Annotated in this window: 23 protein-coding genes; 19 read left to right on the top strand and 4 right to left on the bottom strand. The window is 45.0% G+C overall.

Features of this window, described 5'->3' with window-relative positions; translation table 11 throughout:
* Position 1 precedes the first annotated feature (1 nt).
* From queA to yajC, 3 genes are all read left to right on the top strand, one after another.
* Positions 2–1,030: a tRNA preQ1(34) S-adenosylmethionine ribosyltransferase-isomerase QueA gene (queA, locus tag MHH86_RS24090; protein ID WP_076147853.1), complete on the top strand. Its 1,029-nt coding sequence runs from the start codon at positions 2–4 to the stop codon at positions 1,028–1,030.
* A gap of 21 nt (positions 1,031–1,051) precedes the next feature.
* Entirely contained in the window at positions 1,052–2,188 is a 1,137-nt protein-coding gene (gene tgt / locus MHH86_RS24085; protein ID WP_036677666.1) for a tRNA guanosine(34) transglycosylase Tgt, read from the top strand.
* Between the two features lie 63 nt (positions 2,189–2,251).
* A complete protein-coding gene (gene yajC, locus MHH86_RS24080) occupies positions 2,252–2,572 on the top strand; it encodes a preprotein translocase subunit YajC (protein WP_038572999.1) in 321 nt (106 codons plus the stop codon).
* Between the two features lie 96 nt (positions 2,573–2,668).
* Here yajC and MHH86_RS24075 read toward each other — a convergent pair whose 3' ends face one another.
* Complete coding sequence (locus MHH86_RS24075) at positions 2,669–3,493, bottom strand: phosphatase PAP2 family protein (RefSeq protein WP_038572997.1); 825 nt, start codon at positions 3,491–3,493, stop codon at positions 2,669–2,671.
* 109 nt (positions 3,494–3,602) lie between these two features.
* Positions 3,603–3,995, bottom strand: coding sequence for a TIGR04086 family membrane protein (locus tag MHH86_RS24070; protein ID WP_036677660.1), 393 nt, complete (start codon positions 3,993–3,995; stop codon positions 3,603–3,605).
* A gap of 226 nt (positions 3,996–4,221) precedes the next feature.
* On the opposite strand from MHH86_RS24070, the gene MHH86_RS24065 reads away from it, so the two are divergent.
* Complete coding sequence (locus MHH86_RS24065) at positions 4,222–4,986, top strand: DUF421 domain-containing protein (protein ID WP_036677658.1); 765 nt, start codon at positions 4,222–4,224, stop codon at positions 4,984–4,986.
* Between the two features lie 4 nt (positions 4,987–4,990).
* Here MHH86_RS24065 and spoVB read toward each other — a convergent pair whose 3' ends face one another.
* Positions 4,991–6,589, bottom strand: a complete 1,599-nt coding sequence (gene spoVB / locus MHH86_RS24060) for a stage V sporulation protein B (protein ID WP_076105445.1) — start codon at positions 6,587–6,589, stop codon at positions 4,991–4,993.
* Between the two features lie 196 nt (positions 6,590–6,785).
* Here spoVB and MHH86_RS24055 point away from each other — a divergent pair, with 196 nt between their 5' ends.
* The 6 genes from MHH86_RS24055 (at position 6,786) to MHH86_RS24030 (ending at position 13,592) form a co-directional block, all read left to right on the top strand.
* Positions 6,786–7,037, top strand: coding sequence for a post-transcriptional regulator (locus tag MHH86_RS24055; RefSeq protein WP_036677655.1), 252 nt, complete (start codon positions 6,786–6,788; stop codon positions 7,035–7,037).
* A 222-nt stretch (positions 7,038–7,259) separates the two neighbouring features.
* Complete coding sequence (gene secD, locus MHH86_RS24050) at positions 7,260–8,510, top strand: protein translocase subunit SecD (RefSeq protein ID WP_036677653.1); 1,251 nt, start codon at positions 7,260–7,262, stop codon at positions 8,508–8,510.
* Positions 8,500–9,402 (top strand): protein translocase subunit SecF, encoded by a 903-nt coding sequence (secF, locus tag MHH86_RS24045; protein ID WP_052097271.1) that lies wholly within the window; start codon positions 8,500–8,502, stop codon positions 9,400–9,402. The genes secD and secF overlap by 11 nt, the downstream gene beginning before the upstream one ends.
* Positions 9,403–9,545: 143 nt before the next feature.
* The gene (locus MHH86_RS24040) at positions 9,546–10,496 is read left to right on the top strand and encodes a cation diffusion facilitator family transporter (protein WP_036677651.1); all 951 of its coding nucleotides are present in this window, start codon (positions 9,546–9,548) and stop codon (positions 10,494–10,496) included.
* A 29-nt stretch (positions 10,497–10,525) separates the two neighbouring features.
* On the top strand, positions 10,526–12,928 hold the full coding sequence (gene recJ, locus MHH86_RS24035) for a single-stranded-DNA-specific exonuclease RecJ (protein ID WP_342479445.1): 2,403 nt from the start codon (positions 10,526–10,528) through the stop codon (positions 12,926–12,928).
* Positions 12,929–13,073: 145 nt separating this feature from the next.
* Positions 13,074–13,592: an adenine phosphoribosyltransferase gene (locus tag MHH86_RS24030; RefSeq protein WP_036677647.1), complete on the top strand. Its 519-nt coding sequence runs from the start codon at positions 13,074–13,076 to the stop codon at positions 13,590–13,592.
* 242 nt (positions 13,593–13,834) lie between these two features.
* On the opposite strand, the gene uraA is transcribed toward MHH86_RS24030, so the two are convergent.
* Positions 13,835–15,148, bottom strand: coding sequence for a uracil permease (uraA, locus tag MHH86_RS24025; protein WP_036677645.1), 1,314 nt, complete (start codon positions 15,146–15,148; stop codon positions 13,835–13,837).
* 313 nt (positions 15,149–15,461) lie between these two features.
* Here uraA and MHH86_RS24020 point away from each other — a divergent pair, with 313 nt between their 5' ends.
* The 9 genes from MHH86_RS24020 to MHH86_RS23980 all read left to right on the top strand — a co-directional run bounded on the left by MHH86_RS24020 (position 15,462) and on the right by MHH86_RS23980 (position 24,163).
* The gene (locus tag MHH86_RS24020; RefSeq protein WP_036677643.1) at positions 15,462–17,642 is read left to right on the top strand and encodes a bifunctional (p)ppGpp synthetase/guanosine-3',5'-bis(diphosphate) 3'-pyrophosphohydrolase; all 2,181 of its coding nucleotides are present in this window, start codon (positions 15,462–15,464) and stop codon (positions 17,640–17,642) included.
* Positions 17,643–17,663: 21 nt separating this feature from the next.
* Positions 17,664–18,107 carry a D-aminoacyl-tRNA deacylase gene (gene dtd, locus MHH86_RS24015; RefSeq protein WP_036677641.1) on the top strand — a complete coding sequence of 148 codons (444 nt, stop codon included), beginning with the start codon at positions 17,664–17,666 and terminating at the stop codon, positions 18,105–18,107.
* 134 nt (positions 18,108–18,241) lie between these two features.
* Complete coding sequence (locus MHH86_RS24010; protein ID WP_155288183.1) at positions 18,242–18,397, top strand: hypothetical protein; 156 nt, start codon at positions 18,242–18,244, stop codon at positions 18,395–18,397.
* Between the two features lie 150 nt (positions 18,398–18,547).
* A complete protein-coding gene (locus tag MHH86_RS24005; protein ID WP_076098992.1) occupies positions 18,548–19,057 on the top strand; it encodes a type 1 glutamine amidotransferase domain-containing protein in 510 nt (169 codons plus the stop codon).
* Between the two features lie 48 nt (positions 19,058–19,105).
* Positions 19,106–19,555, top strand: coding sequence for a hypothetical protein (locus MHH86_RS24000; RefSeq protein WP_036677637.1), 450 nt, complete (start codon positions 19,106–19,108; stop codon positions 19,553–19,555).
* Between the two features lie 367 nt (positions 19,556–19,922).
* Positions 19,923–20,060, top strand: a complete 138-nt coding sequence (locus MHH86_RS23995; RefSeq protein WP_155288182.1) for a hypothetical protein — start codon at positions 19,923–19,925, stop codon at positions 20,058–20,060.
* A gap of 192 nt (positions 20,061–20,252) precedes the next feature.
* On the top strand, positions 20,253–21,506 hold the full coding sequence (gene hisS, locus MHH86_RS23990) for a histidine--tRNA ligase (protein WP_036677635.1): 1,254 nt from the start codon (positions 20,253–20,255) through the stop codon (positions 21,504–21,506).
* Positions 21,507–21,561: 55 nt separating this feature from the next.
* Positions 21,562–23,346 carry an aspartate--tRNA ligase gene (gene aspS / locus MHH86_RS23985; protein WP_076141541.1) on the top strand — a complete coding sequence of 595 codons (1,785 nt, stop codon included), beginning with the start codon at positions 21,562–21,564 and terminating at the stop codon, positions 23,344–23,346.
* Positions 23,347–23,407: 61 nt separating this feature from the next.
* Entirely contained in the window at positions 23,408–24,163 is a 756-nt protein-coding gene (locus tag MHH86_RS23980) for a tRNA threonylcarbamoyladenosine dehydratase (protein WP_036677632.1), read from the top strand.
* The last annotated feature ends 115 nt before the right edge of the window (positions 24,164–24,278 follow it).

The following is a 24,278-nucleotide window of genomic DNA, read 5'->3' as shown; positions in this document are numbered from 1 at the left end:
CATGAATGTAGATGCTTATGATTTTCATTTGCCGGAAGAATTGATTGCCCAGATACCTCTCGCTGATCGCAGTGCTTCTAGACTGCTTCTAGTGAATAAGGAGGATGGAGAGCTGGCTCACCGGCATTTTACCGATATTATTGATTATTTTAATCCCGGAGACACGCTTGTTCTAAATGATACGAGAGTCATTCCAGCGAGATTGTTTGGAGTGAAAGAAGATACTGGTGCTAAGGCGGAAGTGCTTCTCCTAAAGAATCTTGGGGATGATCGCTGGGAAGCACTTGTAAAGCCAGGGAAAAAGCTCAAGACAGGCGCGGTGATTATCTTTAGTGATGAGCTTCGTGCCGTTATCGAGGACGAAGCTGATATGGGCGGCCGTACGCTTCGTTTCATATATCAGGGTATTTTTCAGGAGATTCTGGACAGGCTGGGAACGATGCCGTTGCCACCTTATATTAAGGAAACACTGGATGATCGTGAACGATATCAGACTGTGTATGCTCGGCATGAGGGATCGGCCGCTGCGCCTACCGCAGGGCTTCATTTTACCCAAGAATTGCTGAAACAGATTGAGGCTAAGGGTGTAAATATCGCTTATATCACCCTTCATGTAGGTCTCGGTACTTTTCGTCCGATGTCTGTAGAGAAGGTTGAAGAGCATGTTATGCATTCTGAGTATTTCGTAATGTCTCAAGAAACGGCAGATACCATAAATGCTACTAAGGCACGAGGCGGCCGTATTATTGCAGTTGGCACAACGTCTTGTCGGACACTTGAAACGGTCGGAAGACAATGTGAAGATGGTCCGCTTGTGGAATGCAGCGGCTGGACGGATATTTTTATCTATCCAGGGTATAAGTTCAGTGTAGTAAATGCGCTAATTACCAATTTCCACCTGCCAAAGTCTACTTTGGTTATGTTGGTTAGCGCATTGGCAGGTCGGGAACATATTCTAGCTGCTTATGAAGAAGCGATAGAGCAGAAGTACCGATTCTTTAGCTTTGGAGATGCAATGTTTATTTATTAAGGTAAGAGGATGGGTTAACTTATGGCAGCAATTACTTATGAGCACATCAAAACGTGCAAACAATCCGGAGCCAGACTTGGAAGAGTCCACACTCCACATGGTGTGATTGAGACACCAGCATTTATGCCAGTCGGCACACAAGCTACAGTCAAGACTATGAGTCCTGAAGAGCTGAAAGAGATGGATGCCCATATTATTTTGAGCAATACTTACCATCTGTTTCTAAGACCAGGCCATGATATTGTTCGTGAAGCTGGTGGACTGCACAAGTTCATGAACTGGGATCGTCCGATTCTGACAGACAGCGGCGGGTTTCAAGTATTCTCGTTAAGCGACATGCGCAAGATTACGGAAGAAGGAGTTCATTTCCGTTCCCATCTAAATGGGGATAAGAAATTCCTGTCTCCGGAAGTAGCGATGGAGGTTCAGAACTCCCTGGGTTCAGATATAATGATGGCATTTGATGAATGTCCTCCATTCCCGGCTGAGTATGATTATGTGAAAAAATCACTGGAGCGCACCACGCGCTGGGCAGAACGTTGCCTGAAAAGTCATGCTCGTCCTAACGATCAGGGTCTTTTTGCTATTGTGCAAGGGGGCATGTATGAAGATCTGCGCCGTCAGAGCGCGGCTGATTTGACTTCCATGGATTTCCCGGGGTATGCTATTGGGGGGCTCAGCGTCGGAGAGTCCAAGCAGCTAATGTATGAAGTGCTGGATTATACAGTTCCCCTGCTGCCACAAGGCAAACCTCGCTATTTGATGGGCGTGGGTTCACCGGATGCGCTGCTGGAAGGATCAATCCGAGGAGTGGACATGTTCGACTGTGTCTTGCCTACTCGTATTGCCCGTAATGGAACAACGATGACCAGTCAGGGAAGACTCGTTGTACGCAACGCTAAGTATGCCCGTGATTTTGGGCCGCTTGATCCGGAGTGCAATTGCTATACATGCCGGAATTATTCCCGCGCTTATTTGCGCCATCTAATCAAAGCCGATGAAACCTTCGGACTTAGATTGACGACATACCACAATTTGCACTTCTTGTTGGATTTAATGCGTAAAGTGCGTGAAGCCATCAAGGAAGATCGGCTGCTTGATTTTCGCGATGAGTTTTTTGCCAAATACGGATTATATGATAATCTTAAAGGCTTTTAGGGTTTGATTTATGAGTCATGCTTTTGAGTCATGCTTTAATGTACTTTGAAAGGGGGGAGAAATATGATTCAATCGTTTCAATATGCAGCTGGCGCAGGTGGTGGAGGTAGCATACTAGGTCTGGTAGGTCCCTTTGTCCTTATGTTTGTAGTATTCTACTTCTTGCTGATTCGTCCGCAACAAAAGAAGACCAAAACTCGTAACGCAATGTTGAAAGCTCTGAAAAAGGGCGATAAAATCGTTACTATTGGAGGACTTCACGGTACGATCATGGAGATTTCCGATGATATCGTGGTTCTGCGGGTCAACGATGTAACTAAGCTGACTTTTGATCGCGGTTCCATCAGCCACGCTGTGGCTACGGATGTCGAAGAGAAAGTATAGACTTGTTATTTAAGTACATAAAAAGCGGTGTCTTCTCATTGGAGAGGACACCGCTTTTTTGATCTTCAAGGTTATTGAGATTTAGCAGCTTTAACTTTAACGTACATTTGTTACGCGGCTCGGAACGGTAAGCGATTCTTCACGTCCCCGCAAAGTTAATTTGGCGAGTTGAACGCCAACTGTAGAGGCTAGTACAGCTAGCAAGGTTCCACCAATCATATCTGTAAGCCAATGAATGCCCAGATAGAAGATTCCAAAGACGATTACAACTGCGGAAATACTAGTGATGACCATCCAGCGGCGGTTCCCTGAACGGAAGGCCAGAAGTGCCATTGTAACAGATATGGACGTATGTAGACTCGGGAAGCAGTTATTGAGACCGGATAGCGGTCTATATTCCTGTTCGAATTTCGGAAATACATCCAGCATAGTAAATTTGACGCCTGCCGGCAGATAGGACCATACCTCGTTTACCGGGAAGTAAAGATAGAATGGAATCGCCAAGGCATAGTTGATAATAATAGCATAACAGGTTGCGTATAACATCACCCGGTTTTTATCTAACAAATAGACCCCTAATGAAGCTGCTAGAACGGATTGAAGCATGAAAATGTAGAAAAAGACGATGATCGGTGTTAACCATGGACTGTAGAATATATCCTGAACGGCTTGGACAAAATGACCCTCTAGGCCAAATATAAATGGCGTATAATCAGAGGTAAGATGCATTTTTTGTTCAATTTGCAGTTCATATTTATTTATGGCTAATACGCCAAACATTCCTGCAATCAGCAACAAAAACTTATAAGATCGCAGCATCTCTTTCCCAATTTCAACCAATGCCATGATTGGATTACGTTTAGAGCCAATCCATACTAATATCACTACTAATGCAACTGTGTACAAAACAATATGGTTCATTGATTGGTAAAACAAAGCAATCGAAGCCTCCTTGATCTCTTAATGAAGTCAGATGATCACAGTTTAACATATTTTCAAGGAATGTTTCGAATTTAATGGAATTATAATTTTAGCTTTTTTGTAAATTAACGCCAAACATTCCGCCGAGAGCGCCAATTGCTGCAGCTGCGAGAACCCATAGCAGATCTACGCCAGATGGTGCGCTATCCAGTGCCAAAAAACCGATTAACAGAACGATAATCCCATAAAATGCTCCTGTAAGACTTCCTTGATACCAGCCTTTGCTCGTGGCTCTGCGACCGGCGGTTAGTCCTCCGAATGCTGCAGCTATGCCGTGTACAATGTATGTGTACATTGAGAGATCCTGCTCCTTCAGACTGCTGCCCCATAACAAAAGAGAGAGGACAAACGCACCCATCAGCATCCAAAGGAATGATCGACATAGGCCAGATAACACAGGATTGGCTATTCTCCACGAGAACATGCGCCGGATTAAATACATGGTACAACCTCCTAAAGTTTTTTTGAGAAAAAAGAATCAACATAGTTATTATTCATTGTATGGGATGGCTTGCCCCAATAGTACAAGAAAGGGCATTGCAGCCTTTTTACCATTAATTAATATGCCGGCTTCCGAATGTTCCCTGCACAGAGCGGTCAGAATAGGGTTACATTAATCCACCCGAGGAAACAAGTCTGCGGGTGAGAATGGAGGGGAGCGAAGCTATATGTTCCAGCATATCTCTACCCATATTTTCTTGACCGTGCTGATGTATTTCTTCATATTCCTGTGTATGCGCATCATGGGGAAGAGGGAAATAGGTAAGCTGTCTGTATTTGATTTAACGATCTCCATCATGATTGCCGAGATTGCTGTTTTTGTGCTTGAGGATATCAATCGGCCGATCTATGAAGGAGTCGTTCCGATGGCAACATTGGTGTTGATACAGGTAATTGTGGCTCAACTCAGTCTTAAGAGCAGAAAGCTCAGACTTTTAATGGACGGCAAACCGAGCATACTCATTTCTGGAGGCAAGCTGCACCGGGGCGAAATGCGTAGGCAGAGATATAATATTGATGATCTGCTGCAGCAATTGCGTGGACAGAACATCGCCAGTCCTGCTGACGTGGAATTTGCGATCCTGGAGCCTAGTGGACAGCTAACCGTATTCGAGAAAGAGAAGGGGAGTTCATCCTCTAACCAATCAGGCAATAGCAGTGCAGCTGCTGAGCATAAAAAGAGTGACGATAATAAAGGGAACAAGAACCGTAAGATAGAACTGCCGAAGAATAAGATCAGGTATGAAGGACTTCCAATCCCTCTGATTATGGATGGAAAGGTGCAGGATCAGAATTTAGAGATGATTGGAAAAACCAGATTTTGGCTAAGAACTCAAATTCGCCAAAAGGGAGTATCTGATTTCAAAGATGTATTTCTATGCTCCATAGATCATAAGGGCAGAATTTATGTCGACCGTTTGGACAACAGATAACCTTTTAGAGCCTGCGTTTGATAAACGGCAGACGGTCCAAATCACGCAGTGAGATAAGGCCAGCTAACAGACTGATTCCAAAATACAGGACCATTCCTATCGCAGAGGCAAATAAAAATTGAATCCATTGTACATCTGCAATGGGAATGGAAGTGTATACATAATGCACGCCCGCTCCCATAATGAGCATTGCACATAAGGTTTTTATGGTTTCGGTTACTCTTAAAGATAATGAAATGAGACTGACTACACTGTATCCGTGTAGTAACGTAACCAAAATGCTGTTCACAATAATGGCTATGATAGCGCCGTAAATTCCATATTCAGGTTGGGATGCCAGTATTACAATCAGAATGATTTTGACTACTGCTCCAATCAAGGTGTTGATGAGTGCCCTGCCCGGTCGATCCATAGCTTGCAGCGCAGCTTGTAAGGGAGCTTGAACATAGATGAACAAGGCGAACGGAGCCATAAGCTTCAGCATAGGGGCTGTATCCGCGTTGCCATATAACAAATTGCAAAGCGGGACCGCCAGGATATACATAAGAACAGCAAATGGGGCACCTGTTACCAGCGCAAGCCGCAACGCTTGATGCATACGCTTGTGAATGGTAGGCAAGTCCTTTCTTGCGGCAGCTTCTGATATGGAAGGAACCAGAGACACAGCAAGTGAAGAGGTTAATGCCCCGGGCAGCAGCAATAAGGGAATAACCATCCCTTGTAAAGACCCATACTGGGCTGTAGCGGCAGCAGTGGCTATACCTGCCAAGGCGAGACTGCGCACTGTAATAATAGATTCCAGCAGATATGAAAAAGAGCCCACAAGCCGACTTGCTGTAACGGGAATGGATATGCCTAATAAGCGCCGTAATATGGGGATGTTGGCTTTCACACCTTCTGGATCAGATGGGATAACCTCTGACTCAAGAACGGGTTGCTCTGGAGTCGGATTTGTCTGCTTTTTATCTTTTTTAGTAATGACATAATATTGCCACAGAATCGCTAACATTCCGCCAATTTCTCCTACCGTCACACCTAACATCGCTCCAGCCGCCGCCATAGCAATACCCTTGGGAAGCAACAACCAGGAGAACCAGAGCATAAAGAATATTCGAACTAAAGATTCGAAGATAGAGGAGAGCGCCGATGGAATCATGTTTTGCTTTCCTTGGAAATAACCACGGTAGATTGCAGATACGGCGACGATCCCAATCATTGGGATCATGGCAATAAACGTATAATAAACTCTATGGTCTGTTAAGATAACATTAGAGACCCATGAGGCGCTTATCATAGCAACCAATGTAAAGAAGATTGCAAGTCCAACACTAAGGGCAAGTCCAGTACGTAAAATCAGCCGTGATTTTTCTGGCCGATTCTCTCCTTCTGCTTCCGCTACCATCTTGGCTATCGCCAGTGGAATCCCGCCTGTAATCACAGTAACCAGCACGAGAAAAAAAGGATATGCGAGCTGATACAGTCCCACACCTTCTGCTCCGATAATACGTGGTAAAGCAATCCGGGGAATAAATCCAAGCATCCGATTAATGATGCCGGCGGCTAGCAAGATTAAAGTTCCTTGTATAAAGCTCTGTTTCTTCAAAGGTCACGCCTTCTTCCCAAAATGAAATAAAACGCTGGCGAACTTGTCTATTCTTATGGATATGCTATACCCCTATCTCGGCATGCCTTGTTTTAGTAGCTTTAACTTTTTGTGAAGGAAGAAGGAAAGCGAAGAACAAGAGTCGAATATCTATGGTGAGCATACGAACATGAGCGATCTTTGGAGGTGTCAACACGTGGAATCGGAACAGTGGAATCATGATCAACATAGTGAAGAAATCGAAGCCATGTGCCGCAGCAAAGCTGAAGAATTCCGGCTCCTCGGCTATGAGTATGTAACCAGCAAGGATATCTGGGATTGCATCAGCCGTAATTATGATAAGGAAGGCTTGCCTCCCCTACATAAGCTGGTAAACGACATTTATTCCTTGAAAGCCAATAGTTACATGAATTATTTGACTATTGCGGCCTATCGGGGGTTGAACTGAACAATAAACCACATATTTCTTTTTGCGAACTGCCTGATAAAGCAGTAAAGTAAGAGAATAATAACTCCACATCTCCTATTAAAAACGGATGTCTTGCTGATTTAAGCAGGGGCGGCCGTTTCTTTGTGTGAGTATAGCTCTATCAATGCTGTGAATTGACGGTCATTTCGCGTGTAGCTATAATAGGAATATTGAGTTAATGAAAGGGGAACTAGCTAGAGCATGAAGAGACTAATGGGCTTTTTTATTACCGTGCTCGTTTTGACAGGCGTTATGGCATTTACTACTCCTGGACTGCTGGACAAGGTTAGACTTGGTCTTGACCTGAAAGGCGGATTTGAGATTTTGTATCATGCTGAGCCTATGGAAGCGGGAGCAGCATTGTCCCGAGCTTCTCTGCTGAAGACAGCGGAAAGCTTAGAAAAACGGGCGAATGCGCTCGGAACAAGTGAACCAGAGGTAACTACTGAAGGTACGGACCGTATCCGTTTGAAAATTGCGGGCGTAACGGATGAAGCCGAGGTTCGTAAAAAAATGAAGGAACCTGCAGTTCTGACTTTCCGTAGTGCTGCTGAAGGTGACGCTGAGGGAACTTACAGCAAAATCGAACTGGTAGGTAGTGATTTTGTTGAAGGTGCTGCAGAAGTTGGACGGGATAACCTGAATCAGCCAATCATCAGCATCAAGATTAAGGACAAGGACAAATTTGCAGAGATTACTAAACGTCTCTTAGGAAAGAATCTCGCAATTTACTTGGATGAGAACAAATTATCTGACCCTACGGTACAAGCAGTACTTACCGATGGCAGTGCTTCTATTTCGGGTAACTATACAATTAAGGAAGCACGTGAACTTGCAGACACTATTAACCTAGGTGCATTGCCACTGAAGCTGACGGAGAAATATTCCCAAAGTGTGGGTGCTACCCTGGGTAAGCAATCGCTTGATCAAACGATTCGAGCAGGTCTGCTGGCTTCTGTGATTATCCTTATTTTCATGATCGGAATGTATCGTTTGCCAGGTCTTTTGGCTAGTTTTGCCTTGCTCTTGCATACATGGGCGCTAATTGCGGTCTTCGTCTTCGCAGACTTCACCTTGACGCTGCCTGGTATAGCCGCATTTATTCTGGGTATAGGTATGGCGGTCGATGCCAATATCATTACCAACGAACGGATAAGGGAAGAAATGCGCAGTGGAAAAAGTATACTGTCCTCCGTTAAAGCGGGGAATAAATCCTCTTTCCGGACAGTAATGGACTCCAATGTGACTACTATTATTGTGGCAGCAGTTATGTTTGCCTTCGGTACAGGTGCGGTCAAAGGCTTTGCATTGGTGCTGATTGTAGAAATCGTGCTGAGTATCGCCACGAATCTTTATTTCTCCCACTGGTTGCTTAGCCAGCTTGTCAAAGCGGGTAAGCTGAACAAACCGAAGAGCTTCGGTGTTAAGGAGAGTGAAATCCGTGCGCTTTAAGAAAGAGCTTGATTTCGTACATTTGAGTAAATATTTCTATATTTTCTCTATCGCATTGACAGTAGCAGGATTGATTTTCCTGGCGACATTTGGCCTGAATTACAGCGTTGACTTTAAAGCTGGATCTAATGTGGACATCTCCCTTTCCAAGAATTTGAACTTGGATCAGGTTAAGACTGCAACTAGTGCAATCGATGTCGATCATGAACCAACGATCTCGTTTGGTGATCAGCGTGTGAATATCCGCTATGACGAAGTTCTTGATGAGGCTCAAGATGAAGCCCTAAAAGCTGAAATCCTTAAGCTGGATGACAAAGCATCATTTGAAATTAATACCGTGGACACTGAAATGGCAAAAGAATTGGCACGTAATGCTATTTATGCAGTTCTGATTTCTTGTCTGGGGATTATTATTTATGTAAGTATTCGTTTTGAATGGCGTTTCGCCGTGGCATCGATTGTGGCCTTGCTCCATGATGCCTTTATCGTAGTCGCGCTCTTCTCTATCTTCCGCTTGGAAGTGGATTTGACGTTCATTGTAGCGGTGCTTACGATCATCGGTTATTCCATCAATGATACGATCGTTATCTTTGACCGGATCCGTGAGAATTTACGTTTTGGTAAACAGAAAACTTATGAAGACTTGAAACACCTTGTGAATAAAAGTGTGGCTCAAACGCTCATGCGTTCTCTCTATACCGCATTTACCGTATTTATTGCGGCGTTCTTCCTGTTATTGTTCGGAGGCGAGTCGATTAAGATGTTCTCGCTTGCGATGGTAATCGGCTTGCTCTTCGGAGCTTACTCTTCCATCTTTATTGCCAGTCCACTCTGGTTAGTGCTTAAAAAGCGTGAGAAGGTTAAAGTGAAAAGCAGCCCGAATAAAGGTTAGAAGAAATTAGCATCGAAGTTCTACTTTTCTTATACGTTTAAGAAAGCCGCGTCAAATGCGACGCGGCTTTCGAAATCTTTAGGGTCATGTCATGTGTATTGAATCATCATGAGATTACTTGCTATTGGTAAGGAGGGCCTCGTATGAATAAAGAACGATCACCGCAAAGCGAGACGGTTGCTTGGACAGGGATCATTAGCGATGTTACTTTGGCAGTAGCTAAGGGGAGTTTTGGCTATATTTCAGGGAGCAAGGCATTAATGGGGGATGCTTTGTATTCCGGAGCAGACGCAGCAGCCAAACTGGCGGATATTCTTCCGTGGCGCTCTGAGCAAGGGAGAAAGAGTAAGCAACGGATCGAAGAACGGCGGGGCACTAAGGAGCCGCTGTTGGCTATACTTTTTTCGGTATTTATTCTTATGGGGGGACTGCAGATCGCATTCTCTGCAATCCGCGACTTAACGGATGGAAAATCATCTACACACGGACAGCTGGCGTTTGTAACCGTCTTAGTATCTATAGTTTTTAAAGAAGCTGTATTTCAATATCAATATCGCTACTTTAAAAAAATAGGTGATGGCAGTCACGCTGCATATGTTAATAGTCATCGTTTCAGCTTATATACATCTATCACAGTATTAGTCGGAATTTCGTTATCCATGGGTGGCACCTATTGGCATCCTCTATCTTATATGGATCCTATTGCCGCACTCTTAACCGGAGTTTTAATTCTTCGTAAAGGTTATTCACTCATTGCTAGCTCTATTAACACTAAAAATGCGCAGGAGCTTCCTTCGGAGGAAGCCGCTAATTTTATTGAAACGGTGCAACGTGTTCATGGCGTCATTCGCGTAGAACATCTGAAGGCACTTGAGCAAGGGAATTATGTGAATCTTCAAGTGAAGATCAGTGTGAATCCGCGGATTACGGTGATGGAAGCACAGGATATTTCGGAATGCGCTAGGAAGCTGCTGCAGCACCGGTTTGTTCATGTCGGTGAGGTGCATATGGACGTTGTTCCTTATGATCCCGGCTATCCGTACAAAAGCAATTATGAATTGCCGGATAATGATATTCCTACGTTGCTTCAGTAGTTTGCAAGGTGAGAGAAAGGTGAGTTCTATTGCTTTATTCAAAAACAAGATGGCAATCTCCGGCAGCCAATCCCGACACAGTTAGGGATATGGCCCGGAGCCTTTCTATTTCTCCACTCTTATCCTCACTATTAGTAAATAGAGGAATGAACACGCCTCATGAAGCTCTAAGCTTCATGGATGGCAGTGAGGAAGAACTGCATGATCCGTTCCTACTCAAAGGAATGGCTGAAGCGGTTCCTAGAATTAGAAAGGCTTTAAAAGATGAAGAACATATTCTTATTTATGGCGATTATGATGCTGACGGGGTGTCCAGCACAGCGCTTATGATTCATCTGCTGCGCTATTTAGGCGCTTCCTTTGATATTTATATCCCACACCGCTCTAATGAGGGTTATGGGCTGCATAATCATGCCCTGGATTGGGCTTTACAGCAAGGTGTCTCCTTAATCATTACAGTAGATACTGGCATTAGCGCTTATCATCAGGTTGCTTACGCTAATGAACTGGGGATCGATGTGATCGTTACGGATCACCATGAACCCCCTGAGCTTTTGCCAGAGGCCTATACGCTTATTAATCCCAAGCTGCCAGACTGCCCTTATCCGTTCAAAGGATTAGCGGGTGTAGGTGTGGCTTATAAGCTTGCTCAGGCTATTCTAGGGGAAGAAACTCCCACAGAATGGGCAGAGATTGCAGCGATAGGAACGGTTGCGGATTTAATGCCGCTGCTTGGCGAAAACCGTGAGATTGTTAGAAATGGCTTGGAAAGTATGCGGCATTCAAGTTTCCCGGGGATTCGTGCCTTACTCGCTGTCAGCGGTGTGAACATGAGCACTGTGAGTGCGGTCAATATCGCTTTTGGCATGGCGCCTCGCATCAATGCCAGTGGTCGCCTGGACCATGCTGGACGGGCTGTGTCCCTCCTCACTACCGAGCATGCGGCTGAGGCAGAGCAGCTAGCTGGAGAGCTGGACCTGCTTAATAAAGAACGCCAATTGGTGGTAGAAAGAATTGTTGTTGAGGCTACTGCCAAGCTGGAGCAGATGACACAGGGTGGCGAAATCCCAGACATCATTGTTCTTGCTGATCATGGCTGGAATGTAGGTGTGGTAGGTATAGTGGCTTCCAAACTGCTGGAGCGTTATTATCGGCCTGTGATCATTCTGGATATACATCCAGAGACCGGAATGTGCAAAGGTTCTGCTCGCTCCATTCCTGGACTTGACATCTACGCTGCACTTTCTTCTTGTTCTGATTTAATGGATCATTTTGGAGGTCATCCAGCCGCTGCGGGAATGAGCCTGCATCGGGATGGATTAGAAGCCTTTGCTGCAGCATTAAATGAATATGCGTCCGGGGTGTTAACGCCAGAGCATTTCGTTCCTGTTGCTTCCGCTGATGCAGAGGTGTCAATCTCAGATTTATCACTGCAGACCGCGCTAGAATTGGAAAGGCTTGCACCCTTCGGAATGTCTAATCCGTTGCCGAAGTTTATTATTCGTGGGGCTACCGTGAAAGAGACACGTACAATGGGTCAAGATGGAAAACACCTGAAGATTGTATTGCAGCAGGGGAAAAACAGCATTGAAGCCTTGGCTTTTGGCAAAGGCGCTTTGGCCAGGCTGCTACCGGCGGGTACTACGATCAACGTGTTAGCTGAGCTGTCGATCAATGAATGGAATGGCTCACGCAAATCACAGCTGATGCTGCAGGATTTATCTGTGCAGGATGCTCAGTTATTCGATCTTCGTGGTGCTGCTGATGCCGTACGGCAAGCCGCACATATTAGAGAACTACTTCTTCCTTATAGCGGTGCGGGTCCGTATCGAGCTGCTGCAGTGTTTCAGAACGGACGTAGTAAGCCTGCAAGTGAATTGATAGGAATGTCTTTATGGGTATATGATAAAGAAGCTGGCATTAGCGCCGCTGTTAAGGATGAGCCCCTTCAGGAAGCAGGGCATGTCTCTCTGTTATGCTTACTGGATATGCCGGAGACTCCTGAACAACTGGATGCGCTACTCCAAACCTTCCCTAATGCTGATAATATTGCGTTATTGCATTCTATCAAGGATGGCCGAGAACGACTTATTACTCCGACAAGGGATCATTTCAAAATACTATATAAACTGTTGGCTTCGATCACCTCAGTTGCAACGCCTGAGAACGAAGTTTTGCTGCGGTTAAGCCGCCAGTCCTCGTTAAGTATCCGCATGCTTAACAACATGCTTGATGTGTTTGAGGAGCTTGATTTTATTAAAAGAAGTCAGGGAAGTGTGGCGTTTATTACTCAGCCAGTAGCTAAAAGTCTGACAGCATCGAGTCATTTTGTCCGACTGGGACAGATGGCGGAGATGGAGCAATACTTCATGGAGGGCAGCCTGTCAGAGTTACAGGACTGGATGTTATCGCGTCGTTTAGGCGTATCATAATCCATGCGAATATGAGATGCTGAGCGTACCCAATGGTGTATAAAAATCCAACGCTCATATAACAAAGCGAATGCTTACGAAGCAAGTTTTGCCGATCTGAAATCAAAGCAGCTTATGCTTACAAAACTTATAGGAGATGATAAATTTGGATTTTAAAGATAGTATTCGTGTGATTCCTGATTTCCCTAAAGAAGGTATTAGTTTTAAAGATATCACCACATTGCTTAAAGACGGTGAGGCTTACCGCCAAGCGATTGACGCGTTGAAAGCTCTCGTAGCGCACTTGGAAATCGACGTTATCGCTGGACCAGAAGCACGTGGCTTCGTAGTTGGAGCACCTCTTGCTTATGCGATGGGAGTAGGTTTTGTGCCGATTCGTAAAAGCGGCAAGCTTCCATATGAGACTATAGAGGTAGGTTATGATCTTGAGTATGGCAAGGACACACTTGCTGTTCACACGGATGCTATCAAGCCTGGTCAAAAAGTATTGATCGCTGATGATTTATTGGCTACTGGTGGAACCATTGCTACTTCGGTTAACCTTGTAGAACAGCTTGGCGGTAAAGTGGTAGGCGCTGCTTTTCTGATTGAGCTGGTTGAGCTTGCTGGACGTAATAAGCTTTCTGGAGTTGAAGTTCTTTCCTTGGTGAATTACGAGGATTAATCTTGTAAAGTTTGTCTTTTCCCGGGAAATAAACGGGGATTCGGCTCTCGAATTATGCTGAAAAGTGCAAAGACGCAAAGTGTGGAAGTTAAACATTAATTGGAAAATGTAAGATAATAACAGCAGCTGTCTGCCTTTTGGCGGAGAGTTGCTGTTTTGTATCTGAGTCAATAAAAAAAGCTGCCCAATTCCATAAATGGACGTTGGAGCAGCTTTTTTAAAATTCTATTTTTTATAACCGATTAATGGGCAGTTTTATCACTTTCTCCGCCTTCATTAGACAATCCGAGCACTTCAATGAGTTTGAAGAACAGAGCCAGAACGATACCAACAATTGTAGCCAGCGCCATACCACTTAGTTTAACGTTGCCCATGGTAAGGGTTGTACCACTGATTCCGACAACGAGTACCAACGTAGCCATGATCATGTTCGTAGCTTTGGAAAAATCAACTTTTTGCTCAACGAAAATACGTAATCCGGAAGCCGCAATTACACCGAACAGCAGCAGGGATACACCGCCCATTACAGGGGTTGGAATATTAGCGATAACAGAGGAGAAAGTACCAGAGAATGAAAGCAGAATAGCGATCACCGCTGCGCCGCCGATTACATATACCGAATATACTTTAGTCAACGCCATAACCCCGATATTTTCACCGTAGGTTGTATTTGGAGTAGAACCGATAAAACCGGAGATAATTGTAGATATCCCGTTCCCCATCAGGGAGCGATCAAGTCCAGGATCTTTAGCCAAGTCTCTGCCAACAATATTGCTTGTTACAAGTAAATGTCCAATATGCTCAACGATAACAACTAATGATACCGGGATAATAGTGAATATTACATTCCAATCAAATGAAGGAGTAACAATGGAAGGATGCGCTAAAAATTTTGCATTAGAGATAGCAGCGGTATCCACCATTTTTAAAATATATGCTAAACCATAACCAGTGACGATACCAATAAGGATGTGAATGATTTTTGGAAAACCGCGGAAGAGTACAGCTCCAATTACAGTTACACCAAGCGTCACCATAGAAAGTGCGATTGTTTTGCCATCTGGCGTCCAGTCTGCAACTGCAACGCCTTCAGGAGCAATAAGTCCTGCCATTCGTGCGGCAACAGGTACAAGTTCAAGTCCGATCGTAGCTACGATAGCTCCCATTACTGCTGGAGGGAAAACAACATCAATCCATTTGGTTCCTGCATAACGAATGATCAATGCCACGAGCACGAATATAATACCAGTGACGATAAAAGCACCCAAAGCAAGCGAGTATCCTTTCATGTGATCATTTGGGTAACGACTGAGTACTGATAATACCGGTGCAATAAAGGCAAAGCTGGAACCAAGGTACGCAGGGATTTTACCGCGACAGATCCAAATGTACAGCAATGTACCGATACCATTCATAAGCAAAATCATTCCAGGGTCGACCCCGAACAAGTTAGGCACTAGCACTGTACTGCCAAACATGGCAAACAAATGCTGGAGACTTAATAGAAAGCCTGGGCCCCATGGAAGTTTTTCGTTAACTTGAATTTCGCGTTGCAATGGAGTTCACTCCTCTTTCTTATCTGATATTATGTTGTCCGGCGAAAATCCGCCTTTACTAGATTAAATAGAACTTGGCTTTTTTACAACAACATTTTCACAAGTGTTATTAATTTGTCCGAATTTAATTACTTTTACTTCTGGAATCCCATGAGATGGCAAGTGTTGACGTAATCCTCCTTAAGCCTCATAATTATAGACAACTTTGAATAAGGGCGTAAGTAAGCTTGGACAAATGAAATGATTGGAACCTGCAGATTTTTGAACAGTTGCGGGTTCATTTTATTATAGAAAGGAATCGGATACGACGAGAATGGGCATTGAGCGATTAATTGATAAGGCTGGCGCCTATATAAAAGATAAAGATCTTCTCCGCATCCGGGAAGCTTATGAATTTGCCGATCAGGCTCATCACGGGCAGATCCGCAAGTCGGGGGAGCCATACATTCTGCATCCGCTGGCGGTGGCAGATATTGTCGTCAATATGCAAATGGATGTTATATCTATTGTTGCAGCGCTTTTGCATGATGTGGTGGAAGATACGACGGTCTCACTGGAACAAATCCGCGCTAAATTTGGCGATACCTGCGCAATGCTTGTTGACGGCTTAACGAAGCTGGAACGCATTCGCTTTCGCTCAAAGGAAGAGCAGCAGAACGAGAATTACCGCAAAATGTTTATTGCTATGGCTCAGGATATCCGGGTTATTGTCATTAAACTGGCGGACCGTCTGCATAATATGCGAACGTTAAAATACCAATCTGAAGAGAGCCAGCGCCGTATTTCTTATGAGACGTTGGAGATTTTCTGTCCTGTAGCTGACCGGCTGGGGATTTCCGCGATTAAGTGGGAGATGGAGGATATTGCGCTTCGTTACTTGAACCCGCAGCAGTATTACCGGATTGCTAATCTGGTGCATAAGAAGCGGGCCGAGCGTGAGCAATTTATCGACAGCGTAATTGGCCGTATTCGTGCCAAGCTGGATGAAATGGGCATTGAAGGTGATCTTTCCGGCCGCCCGAAGCATATTTACAGTGTTTATAACAAAATGAGCACAAAAAACAAGCAGTTTAATGAAATTTATGACCTGCTGGCCATTCGTATCATTGTGGATAATATCAAGGACTGTTATGCAACCCTTGGAATTATTCATACCTTATGGAAGCCAATGCCGGGGCGTTTTAAAGATTATATAGCTATGCCGAAAGCCAATATGTATCAATCTCTGCATACTACTGTGGTAGGACCAGGCGGAGAGCCTACTGAGGTGCAAATTCGCACCTGGGAAATGCACCGCACGGCAGAATACGGGATAGCCGCACACTGGGCATACAAAGAAGGCAGCAGTAATAATGCTAATCCGGAGAATCGGATGCCTTTCTTTCGCGAAATATTGGAGCTGCAGCATGAAGCTAAGGATGCCGAAGAGTTCGTAAAATCACTGAAAATGGATTTTTTCTCAGACCTCGTGTTTGTATTTACTCCTAAAGGTGAGGTTATCGAGCTTCCTGCCGGTTCTGTGCCTCTTGACTTCGCGTTCCGCATTCATACAGAAGTGGGCAATCGTACAATTGGTTCCAAGGTGAACGGGCGGATCGTGCCGCTTGATCACAAGCTGAAGACGGGCGATATTGTTGAGATTTTGACGTCTAAGCATTCTTACGGACCTAGCCGTGACTGGCTTAAAATTGCACAATCCTCTCACGCAAGAAGCAAAATTAAGCAATGGTTCAAAAAAGAAAAACGTGAGGAAAATGTCGAAAAAGGTCGCGAAGCGATTGAACGTGAGCTGAAGCGCCTGAATGTCGAAGTTTCCGAGTGGATTTCTGATGAAAAACTATTGGAAGCTGCGAAAAAATTTGCCTTTAATGATGTAGAGGATATGTTGTCTGCCGTTGGTTTTGGTGGGATTACCGCTTCGCAAATTGCCTCCCGCTTGACGGAGAAGCTGCGCAAGGAGCAGGAAGAAGCTGCTAATCACTTGGAGCTTACTTCAGAGATGAAGGAGATCAAGTCTTCCGGCGAGAGACGTAATCAACCTACCAATGGTGTTAGTGTAAAAGGAATTGAAAACTTACTTGTTCGTTTTGCACGATGTTGCAACCCGGTTCCGGGTGACGACATTGTAGGTTATGTTACACGGGGCCGGGGCGTATCTGTACACCGCCAGGATTGTCCTAACATTCCGGGTGAAGGTGACGGAGAAGAAGCAGCTAGAGTGATTGAAGTGGAATGGGAAGGCACGATGGAAGCAAACTACAGTGTGGATATTGAGATTACAGGCCATGATCGCAATGGACTGCTCAATGAAGTACTGCAGGCAGTGTCCGAGAGCAAAACGAACATTTCAGCGGTCACTGGGCGCTCTGACAAGAATAAGATGGCAATGATTCATATGACCATCCTTATTCGTAATACGGAGCATCTGCAATCCGTTGTAGATAAAGTGAAACGAGTCAAAGATGTATATACAGTGAATCGGATCATGCAATAAGGCAAGGAGCGAAGTAGTGCGATGAGAGTTGTAGTACAGCGTTGCAAGGACGCCAAAGTAACCGTGGATGAGACAGTGACCGGAGCGATTGGCAATGGTCTGATGCTGCTTGTCGGCGTTACCCATGAAGATACGGAGAAGGATGCCAAATATTTGGCGGATAAAATAGCTGGACTGCGTATTTTTGAAGATGATGCTGGCAAAATGAACTATAGTGTCACGGATACTAACGGAGCTATTCTTTCAGTGTCCCAGTTTACTTTATACGGAGATTGCCGTAAGGGAAGACGGCCGAATTTCATGGGAGCTGCAGCTCCTGCGGAGGCCGAGCGTCTTTATGATTATTTTAATCAAGAGCTTAGAGCTGGAGGTCTTCAGGTGGAGACGGGCATATTTGGAGCGATGATGGATGTGTCGCTGACCAATTGGGGCCCAGTTACTCTCATTCTGGATAGCCGCAGCTAACGAAATAGAGGATGTCGAAGATTGCTTCTGGCCGGAGCTAACTTTCGACATCTTTTTTTTATGCGGATAGAGCTTCTTTGGGCTGGATAAACTAAATGCAGGCAGATATCACGCATAAGGCAGGGAGTTTAAGAATGAGACAATCACAGAAGGCATGGGTATGGAGAAGTATCCCGGCACTACCGGCTGGGAGTCCTATGGAAGCCTGTGCATTAGCCAAAAAGCTAGAAGGCGAGACCGAACCATTAGTAATCAAAGGAAGAAGCCGCAATCTCTTGCCGCGTACCTGAAGCGGGTGGAAAAGGCGGCTTTTTCGGTGTTGTGAATGAAGCCTTTTTTCCGATTAAAGGTTAGAAAGCATCCTCATAAGGGTAATAGACCACAAGAAAGAATAATTAGAACATCATTAATTGCTAAAGACAGAGAGGAGAAACTATTACATGAGTAACGTTGCTTTCTTACTGGCTAATGATTTTGAAGATTCTGAAATGAAGGTTCCTTATGATGAAATTATAAAGGCAGGACATCAAGCTGACATTATTGGTTTGAAAAAAGGGGAGACCTTGCTAGGTAAAAAGAAAGAAGTCTCCTACGCAGCAGACAAGGCGATCGCCGATGTTCGAGCAAGTGATTATGACGCGATTGTCATCCCGGGTGGTTCTTCCCCCGAGAATTTACGGCAAAATGCCGATATTTTGAAGTTTGTAAAAGAAGCAAATGAAGCAGGCAAGCCTATCGCCTCTATTTGCCACGGACCGCAAATTCTGATCAGTGCAGACTTGCTTAAGGGACGCACCATTACCTCTTATCCTCCGCTGAAGGATGATGTTGTGAATTCCGGCGCGGAGTTTAAGGATGAGGAAGTAGTGGTTGATCGCAATTACATTACTTCGCGTACACCAAAAGATGAGCCTGCATTTGTTCGTGAAATATTGAAGGTCCTGAAATAAATAAGCAATATTTAAATAAGAGTCTTATAATCCAAGGAGGTAATGGCAATGAGCAGAAAAATCCAAGCGTATTTCAGAACTGAAAATGAAGCAGAAGGCGCAAAAACAGCATTGATTAGCTATAAGGTGGATGGCTTGGAGGTTTGGCCACTCACGGACCCTATCGGCAATGATCGTAATATTCTGTTTCCAATCATTCCACTGGATAGTGCATCTGTAGTCGCAGGCACAACTGGAACGCTTGGAACGGCTAGCACACCTGCAGCTGGAGCTATGCTGGTTCCTGGCATTGCCGCCTCCGACACACGGGCTGACCCTGAAACGCATTATAGTGTGAATGAAGATCAGGTTAGTGCGAACGTGGCAGAAGGAGATCTCGAAGATGGGGATTTAAGTGAACTTCGTTATGTGATGGAGCTAAGTATAGCAGAAGAGAATTATAATGAAGTTGTGGAAATCCTCCGGGGCAAAGGAGCTTATGTTGAACAATTCGAATAGTATTCTATTAAAAATAAACCGCTTTCATGGAATGTAATATAATCGTAATATTACGTACATGATTCCTTAATATAGCGTGTTTATAATAAAGGCATGACCCCCTTTTTAATAATATATGATGATGGACCTGCAGCATTCGGCTGCAGGTCATTTTTTTTGTTACAATATAATTGCTGAATAAAAAACTCGGAAGCTGTCAAAATTTATACTAGGCATCCTTTTTACTACCTTGACTTTAATGCAGTAGTTCAGTAGAATATTAACAATATACGATTTTATCATATGGTTTTGATGACGGGACCAAGTAATTCGAGAACCCACAACTCCAGAGAAGAATCCCTTGTCGATTCGGATGACATCTACTTAAGTGGATGATGAACCGGTATCGCTTGGCTGCAAGGATTCTGTTGATGAGCGAATGAATGACCTCCCCGAGAACGTACGGCGAAAGTGGGCAGTGTTGATTGCCGCGATCAGTAGCCGTTTACGCGTAGGCGGGCGTTAACCGCTTTGAGCGGCTTCAGTATATTTTTACTGATCCGGAATGTGGGTGGTACCACGTGGTGTATTATTGGTTATGATAATCCCTCGTCCCTGTTTTTTTATAAAACAGGGCGAGGGATTTTTTGCTTTTTCTGCAATAGAAACAGATGAAGAGAACAGCTTTAGAGGGGTTATTTTTTAGGAGGGATAGACTGTGGCTAAAGAAAGATTCGAGAAACCAACAGGAACACAGGACGTGCTTCCGGGTGCTGTGGAGAAATGGCAGTATATTGAGGGGAAGGCCAGAGATTTATGCCGCCGTTTTAACTATCGGGAAATTCGCACACCTATGTTTGAGCACACAGGGTTATTCGAACGTGGAGTAGGCGAAACAACGGATATTGTGGAAGGCGAAATGTATACGTTCAAGGACAAAGGCGACCGTGATTTGGCTCTTCGTCCAGAAGGAACGGCTGGTGTCGTGCGAGCTTACGTTCAGAACAAGCTATACGGTGAACCTGATGTAAGCAAGCTGTATTATATCGGACCTATGTTCCGTTATGAGCGTCCGCAGGCCGGAAGATATCGCCAGTTCCATCAGTTTGGGATTGAGGCGTTTGGGGCCGTGGATCCGGCTATTGATGCAGAAGTAATCTCTATGGGCTATCAGTTCTATAAGGATCTAGGTCTTAAGGATGTAAGAGTGGAGCTTAATTCCGTGGGTAATGCACCAAGCCGTGCGGCTTACCGGGAGAAGCTGCTGGGATTCCTTAGACCGATGAAGGATAACCTCTGTAGTGACTGTCAGCGTCGAATCGAGCGTAATCCGCTTCGTGTGCTGGATTGCAAGGTGGATCAGGATAAATTTACAGATGCCCCTTCTATTTTGGACAGTTTGGATGATGAATGCATAACTCATTTTGAGAAGGTTAAGATGCATCTCGACATTATGGGTGTAGAGTTCACGATTAATCCTCGTCTTGTACGTGGTTTGGATTATTACACGCATACTGCGTTTGAATATAAAGCAGCTGGCATTGGCTCTATTGATACCGTAGGCGGCGGAGGCCGGTACAACGGTTTGGTTGAAGAAATCGGTGGACCGGATCAACCGGGTATTGGTTTTGGGATCGGGCTGGAGCGTATTCTTCTTATTCTGGAGGATCAGAAGGTAGAGCTGGAGACTGCGAAGCCACTGGATGTGTATTTTGTAGCTCTTGGCGAAGAGGCTGACATTGAAATCTCCAAGCAGCTATACTTTCTGCGTAGCCAAGGGTTCTCGGCAGAACGCGACTACCTCGGCCGGAAGATGAAGGCGCAGATGAAGTCAGCTGACCGTATGTCGGCACGTTATACTGCGATTCTTGGCGAAGACGAGCTGAAGAATGGTGTAATTGCGCTGAAGTCGATGAGCACAGGGGAACAGCAGACTGTGAAGCTCGAAGAGCTGGCTCAGGCGTTGGTATAGAAGAAGACTTTTTAAGTAGAAATGTATTTTTAAATAAAAAGGGGAATGGTGAATTATGCAAAGAAGTCATAACTGTGGGCAATTAACACCAGAACATATTGGACAAACGGTAACCTTAAACGGATGGGTCCAGACCCGCCGCGACCTTGGGGGCGTACTTTTTATTGACCTGCGTGACAGAAGCGGTATTGTGCAAGTTGTATTCAACCCGGACTACTCCGGCGAAGCACTGCAAATTGCAGATAAGGTTCGCAGTGAGTATGTTTTGGCTGTCAAAGGAAAAGTGGTTAAACGTGATGAAGAAACCATTAACCGCAATCTGCCAACAGGTGAGATTGAAGTTCAAATTACAGATATCGAAGTGCTGAACACTGCTAAGACTCCTCCATTCTTCATCGAAGATGGAGTGGAAGTAGACGAATCTCTTCGTCTGAAATATCGTTACCTGGATCTGCGTCGTCCGGAGATGCAAAAAACACTGTTGCTACGCTCGAAAGCTTCTAAGATTTTCCGCGATTTCCTTGACAGTGAAGGATTTATTGACGTAGAGACACCAATCCTAACTAAGAGCTCACCGGAAGGTGCGCGTGATTATTTGGTGCCAAGCCGTGTGCATGAAGGCGAATTTTTCGCATTGCCTCAATCTCCACAAATCTACAAGCAGCTTTTGATGGTGGGTGGCGTTGAACGCTATTATCAAATTGCTCGTTGTTTCCGTGATGAAGATTTGCGTGCTGACCGCCAGCCGGAATTTACACAAGTGGACATCGAGACTTCATTCCTGTCTCAAGATGAGTTGCTTGGCATGATGGAGAACCTAATGCAGCGTTTGTTCAAAGAAACTGTAGGAGCGGATATTCAGCTTCCATTCCAACGTTTGACTTATGCTGAGGCAATGGGCAAATACGGTTCAGACAAACCTGACCTGCGTTTTGGATTAGAGCTTGTAGAAATGAACGATATTGTTGCAACAAGTGGCGTAAAGGTATTTGCTTCTGTGATCGAAAAAGGCGGAGAAGTGAAATGTCTAAATGCTAAAGGCTGTGGGACTTGGACTCGTAAAGAAATCGATGATCTCGGACCTTATGCTGCGCGTTATGGAGCGAAAGGTCTGGCTTGGATTCAAGTGAAAGACGGCGAGTTCAAAGGACCGATTGTCAAATTCTTCACTGAAGAAGAAATTGCCGCTGTGAAGGAGCGTACAGGCGCTGAAGAAGGCGACCTACTGTTGTTCTCCGCTGATACCAAAAAGGTTGTAGCGGACGTTCTAGGCGCCCTTCGTGTCAAAATCGGACGTCAGCTGGGTCTGATCGACGATAATGTGTTCAAGTTCGCTTGGGTGACTGACTTCCCATTGCTTGGTTATGATGAAGATCAGAAACGTTATGTAGCAGAACACCATCCGTTCACTCGTCCGCGTGAAGAGGATCTGCATCTGTTTGACACAGATCCAGGTGCAATTCGTGCACAAGCCTACGATATCGTTCTGAACGGTTATGAAGTAGGCGGTGGCTCCATGCGGATTTACAAACGTGAAGTACAGGAAAAAATGTTCCAAGCTCTCGGCTTCACAGAAGAGGTTGCTTACGAGAAGTTCGGTTACCTGATGGATGCGTTCGAATATGGTACACCTCCACATGGTGGTATTGCCTTCGGTTTAGATCGTCTAATCATGCTGTTGGCGGGCCGTACAAATCTGCGCGAAACCATCGCATTCCCGAAAACGGCAAGTGCAACGGATCTGCTTATGGATGCACCTGCACCAGTAGACGGTTCACAATTGGAGCAACTGCATATTAAGCTGGCTCTTAAACCAAAGAAAGAAAAAGAAAAAGAATAATTAAATAAAGCGGGCGAGGCAGATTTCTGCTTCGCCATAGCTTTTGAAGGAGGCTGACCTCATGCTGCATCAGTTCTCACGTACGGAACTGGCGATCGGACCGGAAGGTCTGGAGATTATGAAGAACAGCACAGTAGCGGTACTTGGTATCGGCGGTGTTGGCGGTATGGCTGTTGAGGCATTGGCTCGTAGCGGGATCGGCAGACTGATTCTGATTGATAAGGATTCTGTCGACATTACCAATGTGAATCGGCAGATTCACGCACTTACTACTACGGTTGGGCAAAAGAAGGCCGAACTGATGGTGGATCGCGTGAAGCTGATTAATCCGGAATGTGAAGCGATTGCGCTGAACATGTTCTATACGGAAGAAACCTATGAGGAACTGTTCAAGCTGAAACCGGATTATGTGATTGATGCCTCGGATACGATTATCTACAAGGTCCATTTGATTAAAGAATGTCTGTCACGTGGAATTCCTATGATCTCAAGCATGGGCGCTGCCAACAAAATGGATCCTACAAGATTCCAGGTAGCGGACATTTCCAAGACAACGTATGATCCGATTGCCCGTGTCATTCGCCAGAAGCTGCGTAAGGATGGGATTAAGAAAGGCGTGAAGGTGGTCTTCTCTACGGAGCCGCCAATGAAGCCACGTCAGGATGTTACGGACAAGATTGTTCCGGAGAATGCGCCGGATCGACGTAAAGCGAAACAACCGCCAGCCAGCAATTCATTTGTTCCACCGGTAGCCGGCCTAATCATGGTCAGCGTTGCCGTGCGTGATTTGCTTGAGGCTGGAGGCGTCAGCTTGTAAGTGAATCGCTGAGCTGAGGCTGTTTCAATTATAGATATAGGATTAGAGTAATGGACAAAAGGGCGAGTAGCTGGAATCCGGCTGCGTACGCCCTTTTGTTGTCGTTAAACAGGCG

Origin of the sequence: Paenibacillus sp. FSL F4-0097, from assembly GCF_038593125.1 — a bacterium.
Lineage (GTDB): Bacteria > Bacillota > Bacilli > Paenibacillales > Paenibacillaceae > Paenibacillus_AQ > Paenibacillus_AQ odorifer.
The sequence above is the reverse complement of the archived record's forward strand: the minus strand, read 5'-3'. Positions and strand labels throughout refer to the sequence as shown.